The organism is Streptosporangium canum (genome assembly GCF_900113865.1).
GTDB classification, from domain to species: domain Bacteria; phylum Actinomycetota; class Actinomycetes; order Streptosporangiales; family Streptosporangiaceae; genus Streptosporangium; species Streptosporangium canum.
Genome location: NZ_FOQY01000007.1, coordinates 208,934 through 231,981, shown reverse-complemented (window position 1 = coordinate 231,981; position 23,048 = coordinate 208,934). Strand labels below are relative to the sequence as shown.

General features: G+C 72.3%; 20 protein-coding genes. 9 read left to right on the top strand and 11 right to left on the bottom strand.

Translation table 11 applies throughout. From position 1 onward, the window contains the following. Positions 1-217: 217 nt before the first annotated feature. Positions 218-3,370, top strand: coding sequence for a KAP family P-loop NTPase fold protein (locus BM085_RS13430; protein WP_143120909.1), 3,153 nt, complete (start codon positions 218-220; stop codon positions 3,368-3,370). 144 nt (positions 3,371-3,514) lie between these two features. Here BM085_RS13430 and BM085_RS13425 read toward each other — a convergent pair whose 3' ends face one another. Next, entirely contained in the window at positions 3,515-4,732 is a 1,218-nt protein-coding gene (locus tag BM085_RS13425; protein ID WP_093887325.1) for an MFS transporter, read from the bottom strand. Between the two features lie 210 nt (positions 4,733-4,942). On the opposite strand from BM085_RS13425, the gene BM085_RS13420 reads away from it, so the two are divergent. Further along, positions 4,943-5,521: a helix-turn-helix domain-containing protein gene (locus BM085_RS13420; RefSeq protein WP_093887324.1), complete on the top strand. Its 579-nt coding sequence runs from the start codon at positions 4,943-4,945 to the stop codon at positions 5,519-5,521. A 141-nt stretch (positions 5,522-5,662) separates the two neighbouring features. Here the strand turns inward: BM085_RS13420 and BM085_RS13415 are convergent, their stop codons facing one another. Further along, on the bottom strand, positions 5,663-6,130 hold the full coding sequence (locus tag BM085_RS13415) for a Dps family protein (RefSeq protein WP_031162809.1): 468 nt from the start codon (positions 6,128-6,130) through the stop codon (positions 5,663-5,665). Between the two features lie 114 nt (positions 6,131-6,244). On the opposite strand from BM085_RS13415, the gene BM085_RS13410 reads away from it, so the two are divergent. The 4 genes from BM085_RS13410 (at position 6,245) to mmuM (ending at position 12,016) form a co-directional block, all read left to right on the top strand. Beyond that, complete coding sequence (locus BM085_RS13410) at positions 6,245-6,937, top strand: MerR family transcriptional regulator (protein WP_093887323.1); 693 nt, start codon at positions 6,245-6,247, stop codon at positions 6,935-6,937. Then, on the top strand, positions 6,934-9,255 hold the full coding sequence (locus BM085_RS13405; RefSeq protein ID WP_093887322.1) for a VIT domain-containing protein: 2,322 nt from the start codon (positions 6,934-6,936) through the stop codon (positions 9,253-9,255). Before BM085_RS13410 ends, BM085_RS13405 begins: the two co-directional genes overlap by 4 nt. Positions 9,256-9,327: 72 nt before the next feature. After that, positions 9,328-10,959, top strand: a complete 1,632-nt coding sequence (locus BM085_RS13400) for a DUF885 domain-containing protein (protein ID WP_093887321.1) — start codon at positions 9,328-9,330, stop codon at positions 10,957-10,959. Positions 10,960-11,152: 193 nt separating this feature from the next. Continuing rightward, positions 11,153-12,016 (top strand): homocysteine S-methyltransferase, encoded by an 864-nt coding sequence (gene mmuM / locus BM085_RS13395; RefSeq protein WP_093887320.1) that lies wholly within the window; start codon positions 11,153-11,155, stop codon positions 12,014-12,016. Between the two features lie 54 nt (positions 12,017-12,070). On the opposite strand, the gene BM085_RS13390 is transcribed toward mmuM, so the two are convergent. Next, positions 12,071-12,388, bottom strand: a complete 318-nt coding sequence (locus BM085_RS13390; protein WP_093887319.1) for an L-rhamnose mutarotase — start codon at positions 12,386-12,388, stop codon at positions 12,071-12,073. 277 nt (positions 12,389-12,665) lie between these two features. Between BM085_RS13390 and BM085_RS13385 the strand changes: the two genes are divergently transcribed. Both BM085_RS13385 and BM085_RS13380 read left to right on the top strand, forming a co-directional pair. Continuing rightward, positions 12,666-13,664: an acetylxylan esterase gene (locus BM085_RS13385; protein ID WP_093887408.1), complete on the top strand. Its 999-nt coding sequence runs from the start codon at positions 12,666-12,668 to the stop codon at positions 13,662-13,664. 38 nt (positions 13,665-13,702) lie between these two features. After that, a complete protein-coding gene (locus BM085_RS13380; protein WP_218158701.1) occupies positions 13,703-14,710 on the top strand; it encodes a LacI family DNA-binding transcriptional regulator in 1,008 nt (335 codons plus the stop codon). 35 nt (positions 14,711-14,745) lie between these two features. Here BM085_RS13380 and BM085_RS13375 read toward each other — a convergent pair whose 3' ends face one another. The 8 genes from BM085_RS13375 to BM085_RS13340 form a co-directional block, all read right to left on the bottom strand. Next, complete coding sequence (locus tag BM085_RS13375; RefSeq protein WP_093887407.1) at positions 14,746-15,672, bottom strand: urease accessory protein UreD; 927 nt, start codon at positions 15,670-15,672, stop codon at positions 14,746-14,748. A gap of 17 nt (positions 15,673-15,689) precedes the next feature. Beyond that, complete coding sequence (ureG, locus tag BM085_RS13370) at positions 15,690-16,319, bottom strand: urease accessory protein UreG (protein WP_093887317.1); 630 nt, start codon at positions 16,317-16,319, stop codon at positions 15,690-15,692. A gap of 22 nt (positions 16,320-16,341) precedes the next feature. Further along, the gene (locus BM085_RS13365; protein WP_093887316.1) at positions 16,342-17,031 is read right to left on the bottom strand and encodes an urease accessory protein UreF; all 690 of its coding nucleotides are present in this window, start codon (positions 17,029-17,031) and stop codon (positions 16,342-16,344) included. 7 nt (positions 17,032-17,038) lie between these two features. Further along, positions 17,039-18,763 carry an urease subunit alpha gene (gene ureC / locus BM085_RS13360; protein WP_093887315.1) on the bottom strand — a complete coding sequence of 575 codons (1,725 nt, stop codon included), beginning with the start codon at positions 18,761-18,763 and terminating at the stop codon, positions 17,039-17,041. A gap of 6 nt (positions 18,764-18,769) precedes the next feature. After that, entirely contained in the window at positions 18,770-19,441 is a 672-nt protein-coding gene (gene ureB / locus BM085_RS47410) for an urease subunit beta (protein WP_093887314.1), read from the bottom strand. Between the two features lie 10 nt (positions 19,442-19,451). Beyond that, positions 19,452-20,171 carry a sirohydrochlorin chelatase gene (locus BM085_RS13350; protein ID WP_143120908.1) on the bottom strand — a complete coding sequence of 240 codons (720 nt, stop codon included), beginning with the start codon at positions 20,169-20,171 and terminating at the stop codon, positions 19,452-19,454. Between the two features lie 53 nt (positions 20,172-20,224). Continuing rightward, positions 20,225-20,530: an urease subunit gamma gene (ureA, locus tag BM085_RS13345; protein ID WP_012889422.1), complete on the bottom strand. Its 306-nt coding sequence runs from the start codon at positions 20,528-20,530 to the stop codon at positions 20,225-20,227. Positions 20,531-20,603: 73 nt separating this feature from the next. Then, positions 20,604-21,512, bottom strand: coding sequence for an urea transporter (locus BM085_RS13340; RefSeq protein WP_093887406.1), 909 nt, complete (start codon positions 21,510-21,512; stop codon positions 20,604-20,606). A gap of 324 nt (positions 21,513-21,836) precedes the next feature. Here BM085_RS13340 and BM085_RS13335 point away from each other — a divergent pair, with 324 nt between their 5' ends. Beyond that, positions 21,837-23,045, top strand: a complete 1,209-nt coding sequence (locus BM085_RS13335) for an ammonium transporter (RefSeq protein WP_093887312.1) — start codon at positions 21,837-21,839, stop codon at positions 23,043-23,045. Positions 23,046-23,048: the final 3 nt, after the last annotated feature.

Sequence of the window (23,048 nt, the reverse complement as noted above, 5' to 3'; positions counted from 1 at the left end):
TGCCTCCGGCGCGCACCGACGTACGGCGAAGCGTGGCGCCTCCTCGTCGCCTCCACGGTGGGGGGCCCAGGTGAGGGGTGACCGCTCCGGCGCTAACTTTCCGGAAACCCGCGGACAAGCGTTTCCCAAAACAGGTCGCCCTATCGCCAAGATCCGCATGCGGCCGCGGCCGGGCGTCCAGAGTGGGGCGTACATCGTCGTCGGGACGGGAGCACCGTTGAGCGAAGGACTGGCGTCCGCTGAACCGATCTTCGAAACCGCCTCCCGGGCGGGCACTCGCAGGGCCCTGGTCTTCCTCGACCCGCCTCCGGACGCCCCGCCCGGTCCTCCGCCGGTCCCGGCCCGCACCGCCGCCCCGCCGGACGTGCGCCTGGCGAGCGCGCTGCGCGCCGAGGGCTTCACCGTCGACTCCCGACGCAGCCGGGGGGCGCAGGCCGACGGTGAGCGGGTGTGGGAGTTCCTGCGGTCGGCCCAGGAGCGCGACCTGCTGGTGGTCCGCCTCCCCGGCGACGACGGCTGGACCTCCGGGCAGCTCGGATCGATGATCGGCGCGTTCGGACGGCAGGCCGGCGAGACGCTGGCGGCCGCCGTACTGCTGATCATGGATTTCGGCTGGAGCGCCCTGGACAACTCCGCCGCACCGGTCCGGCAGCTCGCCATGGCGGGAGAGCCCCGAGTGGCCGCGGCCGCCCTCACCCTGACCCTGAAACTCGGCGAGACGCTCTCCGGCCGGGCGCACAGCCTGACCGGTGTCCTCGCCGAAGGGCTGGCCACCCGGGCGGCCGACCTGGACGGCGACGGGATGATCACCGTCGGCGACCTGCACGCCTACGCGCTGCGCCACTACGCGACCGCCGCCGCCGCGCGCACCCCCCTCCTGATCGCCTACGGCGCCGTCACCGACGTCGCCCTGACCCAGGCCCGGGACCTGTCCGCCCCGCCCCACGCCGCCTTCGCGCGGGTTCTGGCCCGGCTCGGCGACCTCTCGCCCCCGGCCTCGGGCACCGAGATCGTCCGGCGGATCTACGAGCTCCACCTGAGCGAGCCGGCCAGGGAGCTGCTGCGCAGGGCCTCCCTGCTCGACGAGGGCGAGTCGATCGACGAGGTCCTCGGCGACGCCGCCGAGCTCCGGCACTGGGGGCTGCTCGGCGAGACGACCATGTTCGTCCATCCGGACGTGCGGGCCTTCGGCTACTCGCGGCTGTCGGCGGCCGAACGCGCCCAGACCTCCGCGGTGCTGCGCCGCCTGCGGGCCGGGCGGCGCGCCGTGCAGCCGCGGGCCAGGCTCACCGCCGACCGGTGGACCACCGAGGATCAGCTCGGGCACCGGGTCTACGCCGAGGCCATCGCCGCGTTCGTCCGCCACCCCGAGACGCGGCCACCGCTCACGATCGGCGTCAAGGGGCCGTGGGGCACCGGCAAGACCTCCCTGATGCGGATGATCCAGGACCTGCTGGACCCCGGGGCCGCCGGGGACCGTCCCGCCGAGATCCATCTGCCCGGCTCCCGCCGGGACAGAGCCCTGACCAACGCGGAGGTGCTGGCCAGATCCCGGCAGCGGCCCCGGGAGGGCACCGGCCAGGCCGAGCCGGGCGCCCTTCCGGTACGGCGGGCGGACTGGCGGCCGACCGTCTGGTTCAACCCGTGGATGTACCAGAACGGCGAGCAGGTGTGGGCGGGGCTCGCCCACGAGATCATCGGCCAGGTCACCCGGCGGCTGCCCCTCGCGGAGCGGGAACGGTTCTGGCTGGAGCTCAACCTGGCCAGGATCGACCGGGAGGCCGTCCGCCGGCGCGCCTACCACCTGGCGATGACCCGGCTGGTCCCGCTGGCGCTGGGCCTGGTCGCCACCCTGGTGCTCACCGGCGCCTTTCTCACGGCCTCCGCGCTGCTGCCCGCCTTCGGCGCCCTCCTGCGGAACGCGGCCGCCGGCATCGGCTCGGCCGGTTCGGTGGCCGTGGTCGCGGCGGGCGCCGTACGGCTCGCGAGATTCTTCCGGGAGTCGGCGGACACGGCGTTCCAGGGGCTGGTCCGCCAGCCCGACCTGCTGTCCCCCGGCGTGGTGGAGGGGCTCGCCGCCGAGGCGGCGACCACTCCCGGCTACGGTTCCAGGACGGGCTTCCTGCATCTGGTGCAGACCGACATGCGGCAGGTGCTCGATCTGATCGCCACCGAGGAGCGGCCGCTGGTGGTGTTCGTCGACGACCTGGACCGGTGCTCGCCGGGGACGGTGGCGCAGGTCATCGAGGCGATCAACCTGTTCCTCGCCGGGGAGTTCCCCAACTGCGTGTTCGTGCTGGCCATGGAGCCGGAGGTGGTGGTCGCGCACGTGGAGGCCGCCTATCCGGAGCTGGTGGAGACGATGCCGGACGACGGGCGCTCCGGGCTGGGCTGGCGGTTCCTGGAGAAGATCGTGCAGTTGCCGCTGAGCGTGCCGCTGCTGGACGACGCCGACCGGCTGCCCGGCTTCGTGCGGGCGCTGCTGGGCATGCCCGAGCTCGCCGGGCCCCGCGAGCCCGTGGAGTGCCGCGCGCCGGGCGGGGCCGCACCGCGGCGGCACGGCCGGCCGCCGCGCGGGACGGGGACCCGGCCGGGCGGGGCCGGCGCGCAGGCGCGTGAGAGCGGGCCGCCGCCGTGCGGGGGCGCGCCGGGACCAGGGGGGACCGTGCCGGAGCCACGCGGGAGGGTGCCGGAGCCACGCGGGACCGGGGCCGTGCCGGGGGCGCGCGCGCCGGTCGACGTGCCGCTCGCCGTACCCAGGTCGCGGCCGGTGGAGCCGCCGGATCCGGCGCTGGTGAGCCGCCTGGAGGACGCGATCTGGGCGCTGCGGCCGACGGCCGCGGACCTGGACGAGGCGGCGCGGCGGGCCCAGGAGATCCTGGGCATCGAGGCCCTGGACGCGATCGGCGGGCTGGCCTCGGCGACGCGTGAGGCGGCCGACCGCGTCTTCGACGACCTCTACAGCGACGAGAACGCCTACCGGGCGATCGAGTTCGTGCTCCCGGTCATGACCTTCTTCAACCCGCGCGAGATCAAGCGCTATGTGAACGTCTTCCGCTTCTACTCCTTCCTCGTCTACCGGCGCACCCTCGCCGGCGCGGCGCCCGCCTCCGACGGCGAGGTGGCCAAGCTCGCCGCCCTGACCATCCACTGGCCGCACCTGCTGTCGCCGCTGGTCAGGGAGGTCGACGGGGTGACCGCGCTGCAACGGCTCGAACGCGCCGCGGACGACGACCACGGCTGGGAGCAGGCCGTCCGCGAGGCGGGCCTGGCCGGCCCGGACACCCCGGGCACCGCCCACCTGGACACCCTGCGCGACCTGCTCTCCTGCCCCCACCCCATGGCCGACCTCGCCCGCCACCTCCTCTGACCGGCGGCAGCCGCCTCCGGACCGGGTCATCCGGCCGGCGGCACAGGAGCTCCGGTGCGCCCGGGTCACCGCCGGCGCCTTTCGGGATCCACCCGGGCCGTGGCGATCTCGTCGTGCGCCGGACGGATGGCGGCTGAGGTCGTGTCAGCCGCCGCGCCGCGTCGCGCGGGCCTGCCGTGCCCGGTCCAGGAGGATGAGGGGTACGGCGGCCGCGGCGAGGGCGGCCCCGATCAGGCAGACCGATGTGAGAGCGGCCCCCCGTGTGAGGGAGGCGGCTGCCAGCACGGGGGTGACGCTGATGCCCAGCTGGAACGCCGACACGGTGGTGGCGCCGGCGAGGGTCGGCGCGTCGGCCGCGATGGCGAAGACGCGTCCGTAGACGGCGGGGTTCAGCACGAACGCGGCGATGCCCATCAGGAGAACCGTGGGCACCACCGCCCAGACCTGCTGGATCGCGACGGCCATCACGACCGACAGGATCACGATCGCCGAGGCACCGGCGAGGAGTGCGAGGTGAGGGCGCTGATCGGAGACGCGGCCGCCGATGGACAGACCGACGAAGGCGCCGACCCCGAAGAGCGCGAGGATCGCCGGGATCCAGACCTCGGGGACGGCGGTGATGTCGGCGAGCATGGCTGCCAGGTAGTTGAACGTGATCATGTACGCCGCAGTGGTCAGGATCGTGATCGCGTAGATGCCCCAGAGCATCGGTTTCCGCATCGTGGCGAGCTCCCGCGAGACACTCGGCCCGGTGGTCCGGTTGATGTCCGAGTCGGCGGCGGGGAGACGGAGGAGGCAGCCGGCGATCCCGGCGACCGTCAGGGCCACCACGACCCAGAAGCCGCCGCGCCATTGGATGAAGTGGCTGAGCAGCGTCCCCGCGGGACCGCCGACGACCATCGCCACGCCGAGCCCGCTGACCACGACTCCGGAGGCGCGGGCGTTGCGGTCCGGCGTCACCAGGCTGATCGCGGTCACCGACGCGACAGCGAAGAAGCCCGCGTAGGCGATACCCGAAACCACCCTCGTCAGCAGCAGGACCTGGTAGTCGCCCAGCAGTCCGACGACGATGCCGGCCGCGAAGAGGCCCTGGGTCGCCACCAGCGCGGTACGGCGAGGCCAACGCAGACTGAGCACGGCGAACGGCGGCCCGCCGATCACGACACCCAGCGCGAACGCGGTGATCAGGAACCCGGCCGAGGAGAGCGTGACATCCAGATCGGCGGCCACCGCCGGCAGTACGCCGGCCAGCAGGAACTCCGCGCTTCCCATCGCGAACAGGCTGAACCCGAGCAGGTACACGCCGACAGGCAACCTGTCGGGGGGAGCGTTCCGGGACGTCTCCGCGGTGACGCCGGCCATCAGAGCGTCCCCCCGGCGTCGAGCCCGTCAGACGAGACGGCGGCCCCGCCACCGATGACGATCGTGTCCCACGGCGCCTCTGCGACCGATCCGCTCGTTGGATCCGTTGTTGTGTCCATTCGGATCACCTCCACCGAGAGGATCGGGAGGCTGGACCGGGATCAGCAAACTTCGTTGCCGATTCCGGGACACATTGATTGACTGCGTTCCATGGACGAGCAACCGAGCGTCAGTGCCGTGATTGAGCAGATCGCTCCCCGGCTGCGACGCGCCCGCGAGAAGAAGGGCATCAGCCTGGCCGACCTCGCGCGAGCCACCGGCATCTCGACCAGCACGCTGTCCCGGCTGGAATCAGCGCAGCGCAAGCCGAGCCTCGAGCTGCTCCTGCCGATCACCGCGGCGCTGGGCATCCCCCTCGACGAGATCGTCGCCGTGCCCCGGATACTCGATCCGCGCGTGCCGCAGCAGCCCACCAGGAAAGACGGCCGCGTGCTGATCCCACTGTCGCGACATCAGGGAGAACCACGCGCGTACAAGATGACCATTCCGGCGCACGACGAACAGCCCCACCTGCGGACCCACGCAGGCTACGAATGGCTCTACGTGCTCCGCGGACGACTCCGCGTGAAACTGGGTGACCACGACTTCATCATGGGGGCCGGCGAGGCAGCCGAGTTCGACTGCCGGATTCCGCACTGGTTCGGCGCCGCCGGACGCGGCGGCGTCGAAGTGCTCAGCCTCTTCGGGAAGCAAGGCGAACGCATCCACCTCCGCACCTCACGGCACTGACGCAGGGCACGGGTCAGTGCCGTGAGCCGGGTCGCGCCCGGGTCGGCGGATCAGGTGAACGGGATTCGCGTGGCCGCGTGAGGTACGAGGAAGACGCCCCGGACCACGTGGTCCGGGGCGTCCGTGCGGTACCGGGACGGTCTAGCGCTGGGCCTCGATCATCCAGTGGTGCTTCTCCAGGTCCTGTGTGATCTCGATGAGGATGTCCTGGGTCACCGGGTCGGGCTCGTCGGTGGCGGTGATGCGCTCGCGCATCCGGCGGATGATGGATCCGAGGATGTCCGTCATGGCGGCGACGACCTTGCCATCGTTGATGTAACCCGTCTCCAGCTGCGGCACCTCGGTCGTGCTCGCGAGCGTGGAGGCCCGGCCGTCGGGGTTGGCCCCGATGGCCACCGCGCGCTCGGCGACGGTGTCCGCGTGATTCCTGGCCGCTGAGACGATCTTGTCAAGCTGCAGGTGCAGCGAGCGGAAGTTGTGGCCGATCACGTTCCAGTGGGCCTGCTTGCCCAGGAGCGACAGGTCGAGCAGGTCGACGAGCGCCCCCTGGAGCGCGACGGCGACGACCTTCTTGTCTTCGGGCTTGAGCGGACTGGTGATCGCGGACATGGGATGTCCTCCCCCTGTTTCGACATCAGTTTCCGATTTGTACTGAAACGTCCCTACCCCGCTACGGCCTTCCTTATGTTGACACTGTCACAGTTACAGTGTCACTATTGAGACATGGAATGGACCATCGGTGAACTGGCCGAGCGGGCCGCCGCGGCGCTGACCCCCACCGCCCAGCTCAACGGGCGGGTCAGGGACATGCCCAACGAGCGCCTCATCCGGTGGTACGCCACGATCGGCCTGCTCGACCCCCCGTCGGCCCGCCGCGGCCGCGTCGCCATGTACGGCAGGCGCCACCTGCTCCAGCTCATCGCCGTCAAGCGCCGCCAGGCCGACGGCCGGACCATCGCCGAGATCCAGGCCGAGCTGGCCGGCGCCACCGACCAGGCCCTGGAGTCCATCGCCCGCGTCCCGGAGCCCCCGGCCGAGAAGGCCGCCCTCCGGACCGCGCGCCCGCGCTTCTGGGCCGAACCGCCCGCCGCGCCCGCCGCGCCCACCGTCACGCCGGAGCCCGGCCCCGCCGCCCCGAAGCCCGCCGCCCCGCGACCGGCCCCCTCCCGGCCCGCCCCTCCCGGCCAGCCGCCTCCCCGGCCGGCCACGCCGCCGCCCCACGAGCCGCCCCACCCACCGCCCGCCGCGATCGTCCACGGCGTACGGCTGGCGACGGGCGTGACGCTGCTGCTCGACGGCGGCGGCCGCGCCCCCTCACCCGACGACCTCACCGAGATCACCGCCGCGTCCGAGGCGCTCCTCTCGGTCCTGCGCCACCACGACCTCGCCCCTCCGGAAGGGAAGAAACTGCCATGATCACCTCGATCGCGACGCTACGACCGGAGGAGTGCGAGCCGGTCCCGGACGCGGGGCTGGGAGCCCTCGTCACCGAGCGCGGCAACCTGCCGCTGGAGAGCGTGGACGTCACCGCCGCCGTGTCCGGCCTGATCGCCGGGGTGGAGGTGGTCCAGGGCTTCCGCAACCCGCACGACGTGGCGCTTGAGGCGACCTACGTCTTCCCGCTGCCCGACCGGGCCGCCGTGACCGCCTTCAGGATGGAGGCCGACGGGCGGGTCATCGAAGGGATCCTCAAGGAGCGCGGCCAGGCCAGGGCCGACTACGACCAGGCGCTCGCCGAGGGCAGGCGGGCCGCGATCGCCGAGGAGGACCGGCCCGACGTCTTCACCATCAGGGTCGGCAACATCGTGCCGGGCGAGCGGGTCACCGTGCACCTCACGCTCAACCAGCCGCTCCCCTACGAGGACGGCGCGGCGACCTTCCGCTTCCCGCTGGTCGTCGCCCCCCGCTACATCCCCGGCACCCCGCTCGACGGCGAGCAGGCCGGCGACGGCTGGGCTCCGGACACCGAAGCGGTCCCGGACGCCTCCCGGATCACCCCTCCGGTGCTGCTGCCCGGCTTCCCCAACCCGGTACGGCTCTCGCTCGCGGTCGCCGTCGACCCGGCCGGGCTGGAGCTGCGCGAGGTCCGTTCCAGCCTGCACGTGGTCCGGGAGGAGGAGGGCACGGTCCGCCTCCAGCCGGGTGAGCGGCTGGACCGCGACTTCATCCTGCGCCTGTCCTTCGACGCCTCCACCTCGCTGGCGCTGGTCCCCGACGAGGACGGCGGCGACGAGGGCACGTTCGCGCTGACCGTCGTCCCCGATCCGGCGCCGGCCACCGCCAACGCCAAGGACGTCGTGCTGGTGCTGGACCGTTCGGGCAGCATGACCGGCTGGAAGATGGTCGCCGCCCGGCGTGCCGCCGCGCGGATCGTCGACACGCTCACCGGCGGCGACCGGTTCGCGGTGCTCTCCTTCGACACCGTGGTGGAACAGCCCGAGGGCCTCGGCGAGGGGCTCTCCGAGGCGTCCGACCGCAACCGCTACCGGGCGGTGGAGCACCTGGCCCGGCTGGAGGCGCGTGGCGGCACCGAGATGCTGGCCCCGCTGGAGCAGGCCGTCGCGCTGCTGGCCGACTCCGGCAGGGACCGGGTCCTGGTGCTCGTCACCGACGGGCAGGTCGGCAACGAGGACCAGATCCTGGAGCGGACCGGCGCCCGGCTGGCCGGGGTGCGGGTGCACACGGTCGGCATCGACCGGGCGGTCAACGCCGGGTTCCTCGGCAGGCTGGCCGGCCTGGGCTCGGGCCGGTGCGAGCTGGTGGAGTCGGAGGACCGCCTGGACGAGGCGATGGAGCACATCCACCGCAGGATCGGCGCCCCCCTGGTCACCGACCTGTCCCTCAAGGCCGACGGGCTCGACCTGCTCCCCGGCACGGTCAGCCGTCTCGGCTCGATCTACGCGGGCGTGCCGCTCACCGTCCTGGGACGGTACCGGGGAGCCACCGGCGGGGCGCTGGCCGTACACGGGCTGGAGTCCACCGGGCAGCCGTGGGAACGGCGGGTCGCCGGGGCACGCGTGGACGGCCGCGCCCTGCGCCCGATCTGGGCGCGGGCCCGGCTGCGCGCCCTGGAGGACCGCTACGCCGCCGGTGACCACTCGCTGGAGGAGGAGATCGTCGGAGTCTCGCTCAAGTACGGCGTGCTCTGCCGGTTCACCGCGTTCGTCGCGATCGACAGCAAGGTGGTCGCCGAGGGCGGGCCGGGACACCACGTGATCCAGCCGGTGGAGCTGCCCGGCGGCTGGGAGAACCCGGTCCCGGCGGCGCCCATGATGCTGTCCGCGATGGCCCAGCCGCAGCCGGGCGCGCCCATGGGCCCCCCTGGGCTCGCGGCCCCCGGTGCGGCGCCGAAGTTCGCGGCCACCGGGATGGGCGGCGCGCCGAGGGACATGGCGGCCGACAGCTTCGCCCCGCGTGGCTCGATGATGTCGCCCCGTCCCGCTCCGGCGGCGGCCGCGCAGCCGAGGGAGCTGCCCCGGGCCGAGCTCGCCGAGGAGCTGAAGCGGCTGCGCGCGGCCGAGTCCCTCGGCGCCGCCGACCGGCTGCGCCACCTCCAGGACCTGGGCAGCCGGCTCGCGGCCCTGGCCGTCTACCTGGGCGGTCACGCGGAGCTGGAGGCCCTGGCCAGGGACCTGCAGTCGGGCGGCGACGTGGACGCGCTGTGGCGCCGGGCCGTCGAGGGGCTGGAGGCGCTGAGCCGCTCCGGAGGGCGCCGCCCGTTCTGGAGGAGATGAACCGTGACCGGAGGGGTCAGATCATGTCGATCACGGAGTGACTCCCCAGGTCAGGTCGGCTAAAGTGCCGGGATGACCAGCCCGATCTTCGCCCTTTGCGATGAATATGTCACCCGTTCGGCGGCGCTCGACCCGGTCGGCGCCGGGATGATCGGCATCGACGTCGAATTCGCCCCGGCCACCGACTACGGCCCGGACGGCATCGCCGCCCGGGCCGCCCTGATCAGCGACACGCTGGGCAGGCTCGCCTCCCTGCCGCCGCAGGGGGAGGCGGACGTGCGGGCCGCCGCGCACCTGCGGGAGCGCCTCGAGGCCGAGCTCGCCTGGCACGAGATCGGCGAGCCGTTCCGCGCGGTGCAGGCGCCGTTCGGGCTGATCACCGACCTGCGCGACAGCGTGGATCTGCTGCCGCACGGCAGCGACGACGAGTGGCGGGACGTGGCGGCCCGGCTCGCCGCCGTTCCGGAGATGCTGGACGGCTGGCGGGCGAGCCTGGAGGCCGGTCTCGCCCAGGGCATGCCGGCGGCCCGCCGCCAGGCGCTGGAACTGGCCGTGCAGACCGCTCTCTTCGCGAGCGACGGCACCCACGGGGCGATCGTGACGAGCTACGGCGACGGCCCGGTCCGGGCCGAGCTGGAGCGGGGCGCCGAGGCGGCGCACGCCGGATACGCCGAGGCCACCCGCTACCTGCGGGAGGAGTACGCCCCCCGGGCGGCCCAGGAGGACGCGGTCGGCGCCGAGCGCTACGCGGTGGGCGCCCGGCTCAACCTGGGCGCCGACATCGACCTGGTGGACGCCTACCAGTGGGGCTGGGCCGAGCTGGGCCGCATCGGGGCCGAGCTGGCCGCCGAGGCGCAGCGGGTACGGCCGGGCGCCTCGGTGGAGGAGGCGACCACGATCCTCAACGAGACGCAGTACGTGGAGGGCGTGGACGCCTACCGGGGCTGGCTGCAGGAGCGTCACGACCAGGCGGTCGAGCGGTTGCACGGCACCCACTTCGACATCGCCGAGCCGCTGCGCCGGGTGGACGTCACGCTGGCCCTGGACTCGACCTCGGGCGCGGCCTACTACACCTCGCCGAGTGAGGACCTGTCGCGGCCGGGCCGCACGTGGTGGCCGGTGGGCGGCGACCGGAGGCGGTTCGAGACCTGGAACGAGCTGACCACCGTCTTCCACGAGGGCGTGCCCGGCCACCACCTCCAGCTCGGGGCCACCCGCGTGGCCGGGGACAGCCTGTCGCGCTTCGGCAGGAACTCCTGGGTGAGCGGGCACGGCGAGGGCTGGGCGCTGTACGCCGAGCGGCTGGCCGACGAGCTGGGCTGGTTCACCGAGCCGGGCACCCGGCTGGGCATGCTCGGCGCGTCGGCGCTGCGGGCCGCCCGGGTGGTCATCGACATCGGCGTCCACCTGGACCTGCCGCTGCCCGACGGCTCGAAGTGGACCTTCGACAAGGCGTGCGAGGTGCTGCGCGACCAGGGCCGCTGCGAGCCGCACCGGGTCCACGCCGAGGTGGTCCGCTACTTCGGCTGGCCGGGCCAGGCCCCCTCCTACAAGCTGGGCGAGCGCGCCTGGCTGGCCGCCCGCGAGGAGGCCCGGCAGCGCCTGGGCGCGGCCTTCGACCTGCGCCGCTGGCACACCGCGGCCCTGGAGCTCGGCCCGGTGGGCCTGTCCGGCCTGGCCGAGGCCCTGCGCCGGATCGGCTGACCGGCGCGGTCCGGACCGATCGCGGGACCCGTCCCGGCTGGCCCCCCGATCGGTCCCGCCGCAGGTCCCGCGCCGGACCCCGCGATCGGCGTCGCCGCTGGTCCCGCGACAGGTTCCGCGGCCGGTCTCACGGCGGGCCCGCCGCCGCCCCGGCCGGGACCCGACGCGACGAACAATGACATAAAGTAGCGAAATGGTAATTCTGGACGGCGGACTGGCCACCCATCTGGAGGCGCTCGGCGCCGACCTGCGGGACGAGCTCTGGTCGGCGAAACTCCTGCTGGAGAACCCCTCGGTGATCAGGCAGGCGCATCTCGACTACTTCGCCGCCGGGGCCGAGGTGGCGACCACGGCGAGTTACCAGGCGAGCATCCCGGCGTTCGTGCGGCGGGGGCTGAGCGCGCGCGAGGCCGAGAAGCTGATCGTGCTGTCGGTGCGCCTGGCCGCGGAGGCCAGGGACTCCCACGGCACGGGCACGGTGGCCGCGAGCGTCGGGCCCTACGGGGCCTACCTGGCCAACGGCGCCGAGTACACCGGCGACTACGACCTCGACGAGGACGGCCTGACCGACTGGCACCGCGACCGCTGGCACATCCTGGCCGGCAGCGGGGCCGACCTGCTGGCCTGCGAGACCATCCCGTCCTACGCCGAGGCCAGGGCGCTGGGCCGGCTGCTCGCCGAGACCCCGGGGACCCGGGCCTGGGTGAGCTTCTCCTGCCGCGACGGCGAGCACATCAGCGACGGCACCCCGCTCAAGGAGGCCGCCGCCCTGTTCGCCGGCGACCCGCAGGTGATCGCCGTCGGCGTCAACTGCACGGCTCCGCGCCACATCCCCAGTCTCATCGGCCGGATCGAGGGCAAGCCGGTGATGGTCTATCCGAACTCCGGCGAGACCTGGGACGCCGCGAACCGCCGCTGGCTCGGGCTGGCCGATCCGGCCGAGTTCGGCGCGGCGGCGGCCGACTGGCACGCCGCGGGCTCCGCCTTCGTCGGCGGCTGCTGCCGCACCACCCCCGAGCACATCCGCCAGATCGGCGAGCATCTGAAGGCCGGCTGAGCGGATCCCGGCTTGAAGGCCGGTTGAGCGGCCCTGGCCGCCCGGGAGCGCGGATCAGCCGAGGTGGAACACCTCGGTGAGCGTCGCCATGCCCTCGTCCGGGCGGCCGTCCAGGCCCTCGAAGAACGGCGCCATCTCCGCCTGCCACCGCGCGTTGACCCCGGTCGCGGCCATCCCCGCCAGCGCGGCCTCGAAGTCGTCGGTCTCCAGGTAGCCGACGAGGAGCCCGTCGTCCCGTACGAACAGCGAGTAGTTGCGCCAGCCGGTGGCCCGCAGGGCGTCGAGCATCTCCGGCCACACCGCGGCGTGCCGTTCGCGGTATTCGTCCAGCCGGTCCGGCCGCACCTTGAGCAGGAAGCAGACGCGCTTCATGACAACTCCACCTAAAAACGTTTTAACGAAACGTTGGCGAAGCTACGCGGGACGCGCGCCACTGTCAACACCCGCGTACGGCCACGCGGAGACCCGGAGAACCGGACCTTCCACCATGGAAGCCCTCCTGCCGGTCACCTCTGGCGGATAGCCCCAGAAGTGGACACAATGACCGATGGCGCCGGGCCACCGGCCGGGCACCGAGCCCACCGGACCGACCGGACGTCATCGATCCATCCTGTTCTCGCTGAAGAACGCCTCACCATCGGGAGACTTCGTGTTCGTCGACATGCCCCTCGAACAGCTCAGGGAGTACCGGCCCGAGCGCCGGGAGCCCGCCGGGTTCGACGCCTTCTGGGACCGGACGCTGGCCGAGACGCGGCGGCACGACCTGGGCCCCGTCTTCACCGAGGTGGAGACCGGCCTGTCGCTGGTGCGCTGTTTCGACGTCCGCTACGCGGGCTTCGGCGGGCACGAGATCCGGGGCTGGCTGCTGGTGCCGGCCGCGGCCGGCGGCCCGCTGCCGTGCGTGGTGCAGTACATCGGCTACAACGGCGGCCGGGGCCTGCCGCACGACTGGCTGACCTGGCCGGTGGCCGGATGGGCGGTCTTCGTGATGGACTCCCGGGGACAGGGCGGCGGGCGCGCGGGTGACACCGCCGACCCGGTGGGCGGCACCGGACCGCAGGTGAGCGGCAAGCTCACCCAGGGTGTGCTGGACCCCGACGGCTACTACTACCGCCGCCTGTACGCCGACGGCGTCCGCGCCGTCGAAGCCGCCCGCTCCCACCCGCTGGTGGACCCCTCGCGCGTCGTCGTCTCGGGCGCCAGCCAGGGCGGCGCGCTCGCGATGGCCGTCAGCGCCCTGGTCCCGGACCTGCTGTTCGCCTTCATCGACGTGCCGTTCATGTCGCACATCCGCCACGCCGCCGAGATCACCGACGAGGACCCCTACGCCGAGCTCGGCCGGTTCCTCAGGGCCAACCGCCACCGCGACGACCAGGTCTTCGCCACCCTCGACCATTTCGACGGCGTGAACTTCGCCGCCCGCAACACCACCCCGGCACTCTTCTCGGTCGGCCTGCGCGACGGCGTGACCCCGGCCTCCACCGTCTTCGCCGCCTACAACCACCACGCGGGCCCCAAGGACATCCGCGTGTGGCGCTTCAACGGCCATGAGGGCGGCGAGTCCGCCCAGGTGGCCGAGCACCTCAAGGCCGCGGGTGCCCTGCTGGCCGGCCGGCTGCCGCTCGCCGCCGGAGAGCTGGTGCCGTAACTGGCGCACCGGGGTTTGTTACGTTTTAATCAATGCTCATGAGTTCGGTGAGCATCAAGGATGTCGCAGCGCGTGCCGGAGTCTCCCCCGGCACGGTGTCCAACGTGCTCAACCGCCCGGAGAAGGTCGCCGAGTCCACGCGCGTCCGGGTCGAGAAGGCCATCCGCGAGCTCGGGTTCGTCCGTCACGGTTCGGCCTCCAGCCTGCGGGCCGGGCACAGCCGCACGATCGGCCTGTCGGTCATCGACATCGGCAACCCGTTCTTCACCGACGTGGCGGCGGGCGTGGAGGAGGGGGCCAGCGAGCGTGGATACGCGGTGATCCTGGGCAACTCCTCGGGCGACCGGTTCAAGGAGGAGCGCAACCTGCTGGTCTTCGCCGAGCAGCGGGTCCGGGGGGTGCTCATCACCCCGGCGGGGGCGTCTCTCGCCAAGCTCGACCAGCTCAGGGAGCGCGGCATCAGCGTGGTCCTGGTGGACCATCCGGCCGAGCGGCCCGACCAGTGCTCCGTCGCGGTCAACGACGTCACCGGCGGCTCCCTGGCGGTCTCCCACCTGCTGAACGGCGGGGCCGAGCGGATCGCCTACGTCACCGGCCCCCTCACCGTCCGCCAGTGCCTCGACCGGCGGATCGGGGCCGAGCGGGCGCTGGCGGCGGCGGGCCGCGACCCCGGGCGGGCGCTGGAGGAGATCGCGACGGACGCGATGAACGCCAGGGCGGGGCAGCAGGCGGCCGAGAAGATGATCTCCCAGGGGCGGCTGCCGGACGCCGTGTTCTGCGCCAACGACCTGCTGGCCCTCGGCATGATGCGCGGGCTGCTCCAGGCGGGCGTCCGGGTGCCCGAGGACGTCGCGCTCATCGGCTACGACGACATCGACTTCGCCTCGGCCTCGGCGGTCTCGCTCAGCTCGGTCCGGCAGCCGACCCACCGGCTGGGCCGGGTCGCCACCGAGCTCCTGCTCGACGAGTGCGACAATCCGGAGTCCCACGCCCACCAGCAGATCATGTTCCAGCCCGAGCTGGTCGTCCGGGAGTCGACCCGCTGACCCCGTGGCGTCCCGGCCGGCCGACGGGAGCGCCGTCAGGGTCTGCGGCGGCGGGGTGACGGAACGCCGATGAGGAGGCGGCGGACGGCGTCCCAGGCCGCCCGGAGGGCCTCGCCGACCTCGGGGGACTCCGCTCCGAAGACGCGGGCCCAGGCGCCGCAGTCCTGGGGCAGCACGCTGGCTCCGGCCCGCAGGCCGTACGGGGCCAGCGCCTCGTGCAGGGTGTCGGCCACTATCGTGGCGGGGGCGCCGGCGGTCACCACGAACAGCGAGGCCATCGCCCCGAAGCCGTCGAGGACGGCGGGTCCCGTGACGCCGCCGTCGGAGGGCACCAGCCGCAGGGTGTCGGCGAAGAGGATCTCGCCGTCCGGGCGGCTCACCTCCAGGTCGGTGCAGAACGCGTCGTAGTCGTTGCGCTCCCCGCGTGCGAGGCGGCCCGCGAGCATGCTCTCGCTCAGCACCACCGTGGCCGAGGGGTCGACCACCAGTTCGGTGCGCTGGTAGAACCGGGAGCGCGCGAACGGGATCGCCGGATCGGGGAGATACTCCACGTAACCGCCCGCCCCCACCGCGATGGTGACGAGCTGGGTGGCGTAGTCCTGCTCCATCTTGTAGATCTTCGTGGCGGCCTGCGTGGTCAGGTTCACCTCGGCCCCGGCGCCGCAGGTGAAGTCCATCCGGTAGCGGTCCCCCTGGAGGACGCCGCCGCCGGACGACATCAGCATGACGTAGGGCATCTGCGGCCGCCGCTCGTCGTAGTAGATCGGGCGCATGATCTGCAGCGGCGTCTTCTGGTAGTGACCGGTCAGCTCGGTCCGCCCGCCGATCCTGTCGAACCCCAGCTCCAGCACCCCCACCTTGCCGGGGCTGCCCACCGCGAGCGTGTCGGGGATCCCCGCGTGGCGGGCCACGGCCTCCGGGATCCGGTCCACCGTGTAGTGCTCGGCGGACAGCCTGTCCACGGGGACCCCTTCCGCCGCTACCGCGCCGAGGAACACGTCACGGCCCCGCGTACTTCGATGAAGTCGGCGACCTCGGCCACGCCGGTACCGGTCAGGCAGTCGGTGAGGACGACGGGACGGCCGGCGCGCACGCGGTGGGCGTCGCCCTCCATCACCGCCAGGTCCGTGCGGACGTATTGGGCGATGTCGATCTTGTTGATCACGAGCAGGTCCGAGTCGGTGATCCCCGGGCCGCGCTTGCGCGGCATCTTCTCGCCCTCGGCGGTGTCGAGCACGAAGATGTAGATGTCGGCCAGGGCCGGGCTGAAGGTGAGCGTCAGGTTGTCGCCGCCGCTCTCGAACAGCAGGATGTCGATGTCGGGGAACCTGTCGAGCATCTCGGCGCCCGCGGCGAGGTTCATGGTGGGGTCGTCCCGGACCGCGGTGTGCGGGCAGGCCCCGGTCTCGACGCCGACCACCCGGTCCGGGTCGAGGACGCCGGCCAGCGAGCGGCGGACGTGCTGGGCGTCCTCCTGGGTGTAGATGTCGTTGGTGATGACGCCCGGACTGTGCCCGCGCTCGATCAGGAAGGGCACCACGGCCTCGATGAGGGCCGTCTTGCCGGAGCCCACGGGGCCGCCGACGCCTACCTTCAGTACGTTCTCCACGGTGATCCTCTCGGTGGTGCGGTCAGGTGGTGAAGAGGCGGGCCTCGGCCCGCTCGTGGGCGGCGGAGACGATGTCGGCGAGGGGCACCGAGGCGTGGATGTCGTACGGGCTCCGGGCCGCCAGGGCGGTCGCCGCGGCGCGCGCGATGCCGGGGTGCGCGCCGTACAGGATGGCCTGGGCCTGGCGGAAGTCCACCCTGCCCATGCGGACGGCGGAGGCGGTCCAGCTGGAGGCGAAGGCGAACAGGTCCCCGGCGACCGCCTGCCTCTCGGGCACCCCCAGACCGGCGTGGACCGTCCCGACCACGACCGCGTGGTTGCCCGGCGTGGCCCCCTCCCGCACCAGGGCCGCCAGCTTCCCGACCACCGGCCCCCCGAAGACGCGGCCGGCGGTGTCCAGGACCTGGCGGCCGGTCCGGGTGGCGGCCGACCTGAGCTCGCGGTTGAGCTTGACGGCGTGCAGCCGCCGGTCGGCCGCCACCAGCCGGTCCCAGTCCCCCTCGGCCGCCGCGCGGTGCGCGAGCACCAGTGCCGTCGCGTCGCCCGGCCCCACGGCGTGGCTGAGCAGGTCGGCCAGCAGGCCCGGCAGGTCCGCCGGACCCGCCAGGCCCGACTGGATGTAGCCCTCCAGGCCGTGCGACAGCGTGTACAGACCGCTCGGGAAGGCCGAGTCGGTCAGCTGGAGCTGGGCCAGCAGCGAGGCGAGGTTCACGCGACGGTCACGCGATGAAGTAGAGCTGGGTCAGCGGCAGCCTGGCGGCCGGTTCGATGGCGGCCTGCTCGCCGTCCAGCGTGACCTTGTAGGTCTCCGGGTCCACCTCGATCGTCGGCAGCGCGTTGTTGCGGATCATGTCCTGCTTGCCGATCGTGCGGCAGCCCCGCACGGGGCGGATCATCCGCTCCAGGCCGAGCTTGCCGGGCACTCCGGCCGCGATGCCGGCCTGCGACATGAAGGTGATGTTCGTCGCGGGCAGCGCCTTGCCGAACGCCCCGAACATGGGCCGGTAGTAGACCGGCTGGGGCGTCGGCAGCGAGGCGTTCGGGTCGCCCATCTGCGCCCAGTTGATGTGCCCGCCCTTGACGACGATGTACGGCTTGGCGCCGAAGCCGTACATCTGCCAGATCACGATGTCGGCGATCTTGCCCGTCTCCAGGGAGCCGACCGCGTCGGAGATGCCCGTGGTGCGGGCCGGGTTGATCGTCAGCTTGGCCAGGTAGCGCAGGACCCGGAAGTTGTCGTTGCGGTCGGAGTCCTCCGGCAGCTTGCCGCGCAGTTCCTTGCAGTGGTGGGCGATCTGGAAGGCCCGGGTGAAGGACTCCCCGATCCGGCCCATCGCCTGCGAGTCGGAGGAGACCATGCTGATCACGCCCAGGTCGTGCATGACGGTCTCGGCGGCGATGGTCTCGGCGCGGACCCGGCTGTCGGCGAAGGCGACGTCCTCGGGGTTGTCGTGGCTGAGGTGGTGGCAGACCATCACCATGTCCAGGAGCTCGTCCATGGAGTTGACGGTGTAGGGCAGCGTCGGGTTGGTCGAGGAGGGCATCACGTTCGGCTCGCCCGCGATCCGGAGCAGGTCGGGGGCGTGGCCGCCGCCCGCGCCCTCGGTGTGGAAGGTGTGGATCGCGCGCCCGTCGATGGCGCTGATCGTGTCCTCCAGGAAGCCGCTCTCGTTCAGGGTGTCGGTGTGGATGGCGACCTGGACGTCGTACTCGTCGGCGATCGCCAGCGCGTTGTCGATCACCGCGGGGGTCGAGCCCCAGTCCTCGTGGACCTTCAGCGCGCACGCCCCGGCCAGGATCTGCTCGCTCAGCGGTCCGGGCCGGCTGCCGTTGCCCTTGGCCATCAGGCCGATGTTGATCGGGAGGTTCTCGAACGACTGGAGCATCCGGCTGATCCCCCACGGGCCGGGCGTGCAGGTGGTGCCCCGGCTGCCGTCGGAGGGGCCGACGCCGCCGGCGATCAGCGTGGTGATCCCGTTGCTCAGCGCGGCCTCGACCTGCTGCGGGGAGATGAGGTGGACGTGGCTGTCGATGGCCCCCGGGGTGGCGATCGTGTGCTCGCCGGACAGCACTTCGGTGCCGGGGCCGATGACGAGCCTCGGGTCCACGCCGTTCTCGGTGTTCGGGTTTCCCGACTTGCCGATGCCCGCGATCAGGCCGTTCCTGATGCCGATGTCCCCCTTGACGATGCCGAGGACCGGGTCGACGACGACGACGTTGGTGATCACCATGTCGAGCGCGCCGCTGTGGTTGGTGGCGTTGGGCGCGGAGCCCATCCCGTCACGGGCGGTCTTGCCGCCGCCGTAGACGGACTCGTCGCCGTAGAAGCCGGCGTTGTAGTCCTTCTCCACCTCGATCACGAGGTTGGTGTCGGCGAGCCGGATCCGGTCTCCGACGGTGGGGCCGAACATGTCGGCGTACTGCTTGCGACTCATGGACACCATGGGGCGTCAGCCTTTCTTCCTGGAGGCCGCCGGGGCCTTCCTCGCGGAGGCCGCCGGGGCCTTCTTGGCCGAGGCCGCCGGAGTCTTCTTCGCCGCGGCCGCCGGGGCCTTCTTGGCCGAGGCCGCCGGAGTCTTCTGCGCAGCAGCCGCCGGGGCCTTCTTCGGAGGTGCCTTCTGCGCAGCGGCCGCCGGGACCTTCTTCGGAGGTGCCTTCTGCGCGGCGGCCGCCGGGACCTTCTTCGGAGGTGCCTTCTCGGCCGTCCCGCCCTGACCGGCGGGCTCGTCGAGGAAGCCGAGGATGTCCATCCGCTCCAGCGCGACCCGGCGGGCCTTGTCGGCGCGGACGCTGCCGTCGACCAGCCCGCTGAAGCCGTAGACGCGCAGGCCGCCGCCGTACTCGACGAGGTTGACGTTGTGGGTGTCGCCCGGCTCGATCCGGATGGCGTTGCCCGCCGGGAGGTCGAGGTGCATGCCGAAGGCCGCGTCCCGGTCGAAGGAGATCGCCCGGTTGACCTCGAAGAAGTGGTAGTGGGAGCAGATCTGGACGGCCCGGTCCCCGGTGTTGCGGACGGTCAGGCTGGCCTTCCTGCGCCCCTGGTTGATCTCGATCTCGCCTTCGCCGTATATGTAGCGTTCGTGCCTCGGCAGGCCTTCGTGCGGTCTGGTCTTGCGTGCCATGACTTCCCTCTCAGTGACTGTGATCGTGGTGGTGGTGCGCGGCGGCGAGGCCGTCGTCGGCGTCCCTGTCCCACCGTTCACGCGCGGTCGCGACCCGCCGCCCGACCAGCTCCTCCAGGGAGGCCGTGGAGAGCAGCGGGCCCGCCCAGCTCACGCCCTCGGGCAGGCTCGGCTCGGCGAACGACGCCGGGACGGCCGTCACGTGCCGCGCGCCGAGCAGGCGGCACCGGGCCACCCCTTCGGCGATGTCCGGATCCCCGTCCGTGAACGCGACCTCGACCCAGCGGAGCCCGCTGTGCCGGCGGACCAGGTGGGCCACGCGGAACAGCTCCGCGTCGGCCTCGGCCGAGGCCGCCGGCGCGGTCACCAGCACCGCCCGGGGCCCGGCAGGCGGGGCCGGCGCGGGAGCCTGACCGGTCGCGCGGCCCGCCGCCGCCCGCAGCCAGCCGACCAGGTGGGCGATGGTGCCCAGCGGCGGGGCGAGCAGCAGCTCGCCCGGCTCCCGGCCACGGCCGTTCCAGCGGAGGATCTGCGCGATCTGGTCCGCCAGCCCCGGGTCCCGCCCGAGAGTCATCGGGACGACGACCGCCGGGCGCCGGGTGAGGGCGTGCAGATCCCGGCCGACGGCCGTGACCGTCGCGCCGGGCAGCCCGCCGAGCGCCCGGCCGTACCGGCTCTCGTGCCCGCCGACGAGCACCGTCTCCCGTTCCACCGGTGGCCGTCGCGCCATCGCCGGATCCCATCTCCTCCGCGGTGGCCGCGCCCGCTGCAGCGCCGGCATCCTCAGGCGCCGACGGGGTCGTGACAGGAGACGAGCTTGGAGCCGTCCGGGAAGGTGGCCTCGACCTGCATGAGCGGCAGCATCTCCCGCACGCCGTCCATGACGTCGGCCGGTCCGACGACCTTCTTGCCGAGCTCCATGCAGTCGGCGACCGACTTGCCCTCGCGGGCGGCCTCCAGGACGGCGGCGCTGACGAGTGCCACCGTCTCGCTGTAGTTGAGCTTCAGGCCGCGTTCCTTGCGCTTGGCCGCCAGGTCGGCCACGACATATATCAGCAGTTTGTCCAGTTCTCGCGGTGCGAGATTCATAAGAAATCTCCTTTGTGTGTTATCGGGTTTTCTGTCCGGCCGAGCCGACCGGCGGATTTCCCGTCCGGCGTAGTCACCCGGCGCGCCTGAGCCAGGCGAGCGCCGGGACCGCCGCGAGGAAGCTCCAGGTCACCAGGACGAACGGCCACGTCAGGGTGTGACCGCCGAACGGGGTGAAGAAGGTCGTCAGGGCCGCGGTCAGGCCGGTGGCCGCGATCGCCCCGACCACCGCGTAGACGCCGCCGGCCGGGGACAGCACGACGAAGATCCCGGCGAGCGCCATCCCCGCCAGGACGGCGTTGTAGCCGTACAGGCCGGCGGCGATGTCGGCGGCGGGCGCGCCCAGCACCCAGGCGACCGCCAGCCCGATCAGGCTGGAGACCACCGCGGCGACGGCGGCGATCCGGCTGCCCGCCACCAGCCCGACCAGGAAGATGAGCCCGACGTACCACTTGTTCTGGAAGAAGACCTGGCCGATGCCGTTGAACATGCCCTGCCAGATGTCGGACCAGGTGAGCGCCGTACGGCCGGTCGCCGCGGACGGGAGCGCGGGGCCGATCCTGCCCTGCCTGATGCGCTCGAAGGAGGGAGCCGCGAGCAGCATCACGCTGGTGACGATGCAGAACGGCGCGGTGAAGGTCGGCAGGTTGAACGGTTTGAGCAGGGTGACCAGCGCGGAGGTGACCACGCTGCCCGCCACGCACCCCGCGACGACCAGGAGCGTGGTCATCCAGCTCATCCCGAAGTAGAGGACGAACGCGACGCCGATGAGGGTGCCGCTGAACCCTTCGAGGCCCATCTCGACCCGGTCGCGCGCGGCGCCGAAGGCGTAGGCGGTGAGCGTGGCCACCGCCGAGCCCAGCACCCCGTAGACGGCGTAGCGCCAGTTGCCGGCGGCCAGGGCGACGATGAAGACGAGCCCGGCCCAGGGGCTGGCCATGAAGTCGACCTGCCCGATCCCGCGGACCACAGAGATGATCATGGTGAGGGGATTCAGGACGCGCGGGTGCGGAGCGGTCGCCGCCGGAGTCGTCGATGTCACGTCGGCCTTCCCGAAATTCTCCTCGTTCGGCATTCTCCTCGTTCGGCGGTTACCGGCCGAGTGGAGCCATCCCGGCCTGTCATTCCCGGGGTCGGTCCGCAGCCCACCGGACAGAAGTGCTTTTAATCGTGTCAGTACCTATTTTTTACCCATCTCCACCTGCACTGTTTTATTAGCGTCAAAATCCCGGAATTCGGCGTTTCGCCATGAATACTTCCGATCATTAATCGACAGATCGGAAGTGGCCATAAGCGAGGTTCGACGATGCCCACCGGATTGAATACCGGCGATTCCGCCTGGGTGCTGGTGAGCACCGCCATGGTGCTGCTGATGACACCGGGGCTCGCCTTCTTCTACGGCGGCATGGTCCGTTCGAAGAACGTCTTCAGCATGCTCTTCATGAGCTTCGTCTCGATCAGCCTGGTGACCGTCCTGTGGTTCGCCTACGGCTACGGGCTCGTCTTCGGCCCGGACGCGGGCGGGATCGGCCTGATCGGCTTCGGCGACTTCCGCTTCGCGAACATCAGGCCCACCGACCTGACGGGGTCGGTCCCGACCTACGCCTACGCGCTCTTCCAGCTCACCTTCGCCATCATCACCGTCGCGCTGATCAGCGGCTCGGTGGCCGGGCGCATCCGTGTGGGACCGTGGATGATCTTCTCCGTGCTCTGGGTCACCCTGGTCTACTTCCCGATCGCGCACTGGGTCTTCGACAGCGCCGGCTGGATCCACCGGATGGGCACGCTCGACTTCGCCGGCGGGCTGGTGGTCGAGCTCAACTCGGGCGTGGCGGGCCTGGCCCTGGCCGTGGCCCTGGGACCCGGCGTCCGGTACCGGCGCGGCGAGCCGCCCCAGCCCAGCAACATCCCGCTGGTCATGCTCGGCCTGGCCCTGCTCTGGTTCGGCTGGTTCGGCTTCAACGGCGGATCGGCGCTGAACGACGGCCCGACCGCGGTGACGGCGTTCCTGAGCACCATGATCGCGGGCTGTGTGGGCATGCTGACCTGGATGTTCCTGGAGTGGCTCCGTGCCCGCAGGCTCAGCAAGCTGGGCTCGGCCACCGGGGCCGTCGCCGGGCTGGTCGCCATCACGCCCTCGTGCGCCTACGTGAACGTCGAAGGCACCCTGGTGATCGGCGTCGTGGCCGCCGCCCTCTGCTCCATGGCCGTCGAGTGGAAGTTCGTCCTCGGCTACGACGACACCCTGGACGTGGTCGGCGTGCACGGCATGGGCGGCATCGTGGGCACGCTGCTGATCGGGTTCTTCTCGACCGGCGTGGTCGGCACCGCGGGCCTGTTCTACGGCGGGAGCGGCGCGCTGCTCGGCAAGCAGGCGCTGTCCATCGTGGTGGTGGCCGTCTACTGCTTCGTGGTCACCTTCGTGATCGGCAAGGTCGTCGACAGGTTCTTCCGTCTGAAGGAGACCGAGGCCGAGCAGCTGGCCGGCTCGGATCTGCAGTTCGGCTCGGGCTAGACC

What these genes read in the sequence shown, in the direction of transcription:
- BM085_RS13425 (WP_093887325.1), bottom strand. Translation starts at nt 4,732, where the DNA reads ATGGCCGGCGTCACCGCGGAGACGTCCCGGAACGCTCCCCCCGACAGG.
- BM085_RS13420 (WP_093887324.1), top strand. Translation starts at nt 4,943, where the DNA reads ATGGACGAGCAACCGAGCGTCAGTGCCGTGATTGAGCAGATCGCTCCC.
- BM085_RS13415 (WP_031162809.1), bottom strand. Translation starts at nt 6,130, where the DNA reads ATGTCCGCGATCACCAGTCCGCTCAAGCCCGAAGACAAGAAGGTCGTC.
- BM085_RS13410 (WP_093887323.1), top strand. Translation starts at nt 6,245, where the DNA reads ATGGAATGGACCATCGGTGAACTGGCCGAGCGGGCCGCCGCGGCGCTG.
- BM085_RS13405 (WP_093887322.1), top strand. Translation starts at nt 6,934, where the DNA reads ATGATCACCTCGATCGCGACGCTACGACCGGAGGAGTGCGAGCCGGTC.
- BM085_RS13400 (WP_093887321.1), top strand. Translation starts at nt 9,328, where the DNA reads ATGACCAGCCCGATCTTCGCCCTTTGCGATGAATATGTCACCCGTTCG.
- mmuM (WP_093887320.1), top strand. Translation starts at nt 11,153, where the DNA reads ATGGTAATTCTGGACGGCGGACTGGCCACCCATCTGGAGGCGCTCGGC.
- BM085_RS13390 (WP_093887319.1), bottom strand. Translation starts at nt 12,388, where the DNA reads ATGAAGCGCGTCTGCTTCCTGCTCAAGGTGCGGCCGGACCGGCTGGAC.
- BM085_RS13380 (WP_218158701.1), top strand. Translation starts at nt 13,703, where the DNA reads ATGAGTTCGGTGAGCATCAAGGATGTCGCAGCGCGTGCCGGAGTCTCC.
- ureC (WP_093887315.1), bottom strand. Translation starts at nt 18,763, where the DNA reads ATGGTGTCCATGAGTCGCAAGCAGTACGCCGACATGTTCGGCCCCACC.
- ureB (WP_093887314.1), bottom strand. Translation starts at nt 19,441, where the DNA reads ATGGCACGCAAGACCAGACCGCACGAAGGCCTGCCGAGGCACGAACGC.
- BM085_RS13350 (WP_143120908.1), bottom strand. Translation starts at nt 20,171, where the DNA reads ATGGCGCGACGGCCACCGGTGGAACGGGAGACGGTGCTCGTCGGCGGG.
- ureA (WP_012889422.1), bottom strand. Translation starts at nt 20,530, where the DNA reads ATGAATCTCGCACCGCGAGAACTGGACAAACTGCTGATATATGTCGTG.
- BM085_RS13340 (WP_093887406.1), bottom strand. Translation starts at nt 21,512, where the DNA reads ATGATCATCTCTGTGGTCCGCGGGATCGGGCAGGTCGACTTCATGGCC.
- BM085_RS13335 (WP_093887312.1), top strand. Translation starts at nt 21,837, where the DNA reads ATGCCCACCGGATTGAATACCGGCGATTCCGCCTGGGTGCTGGTGAGC.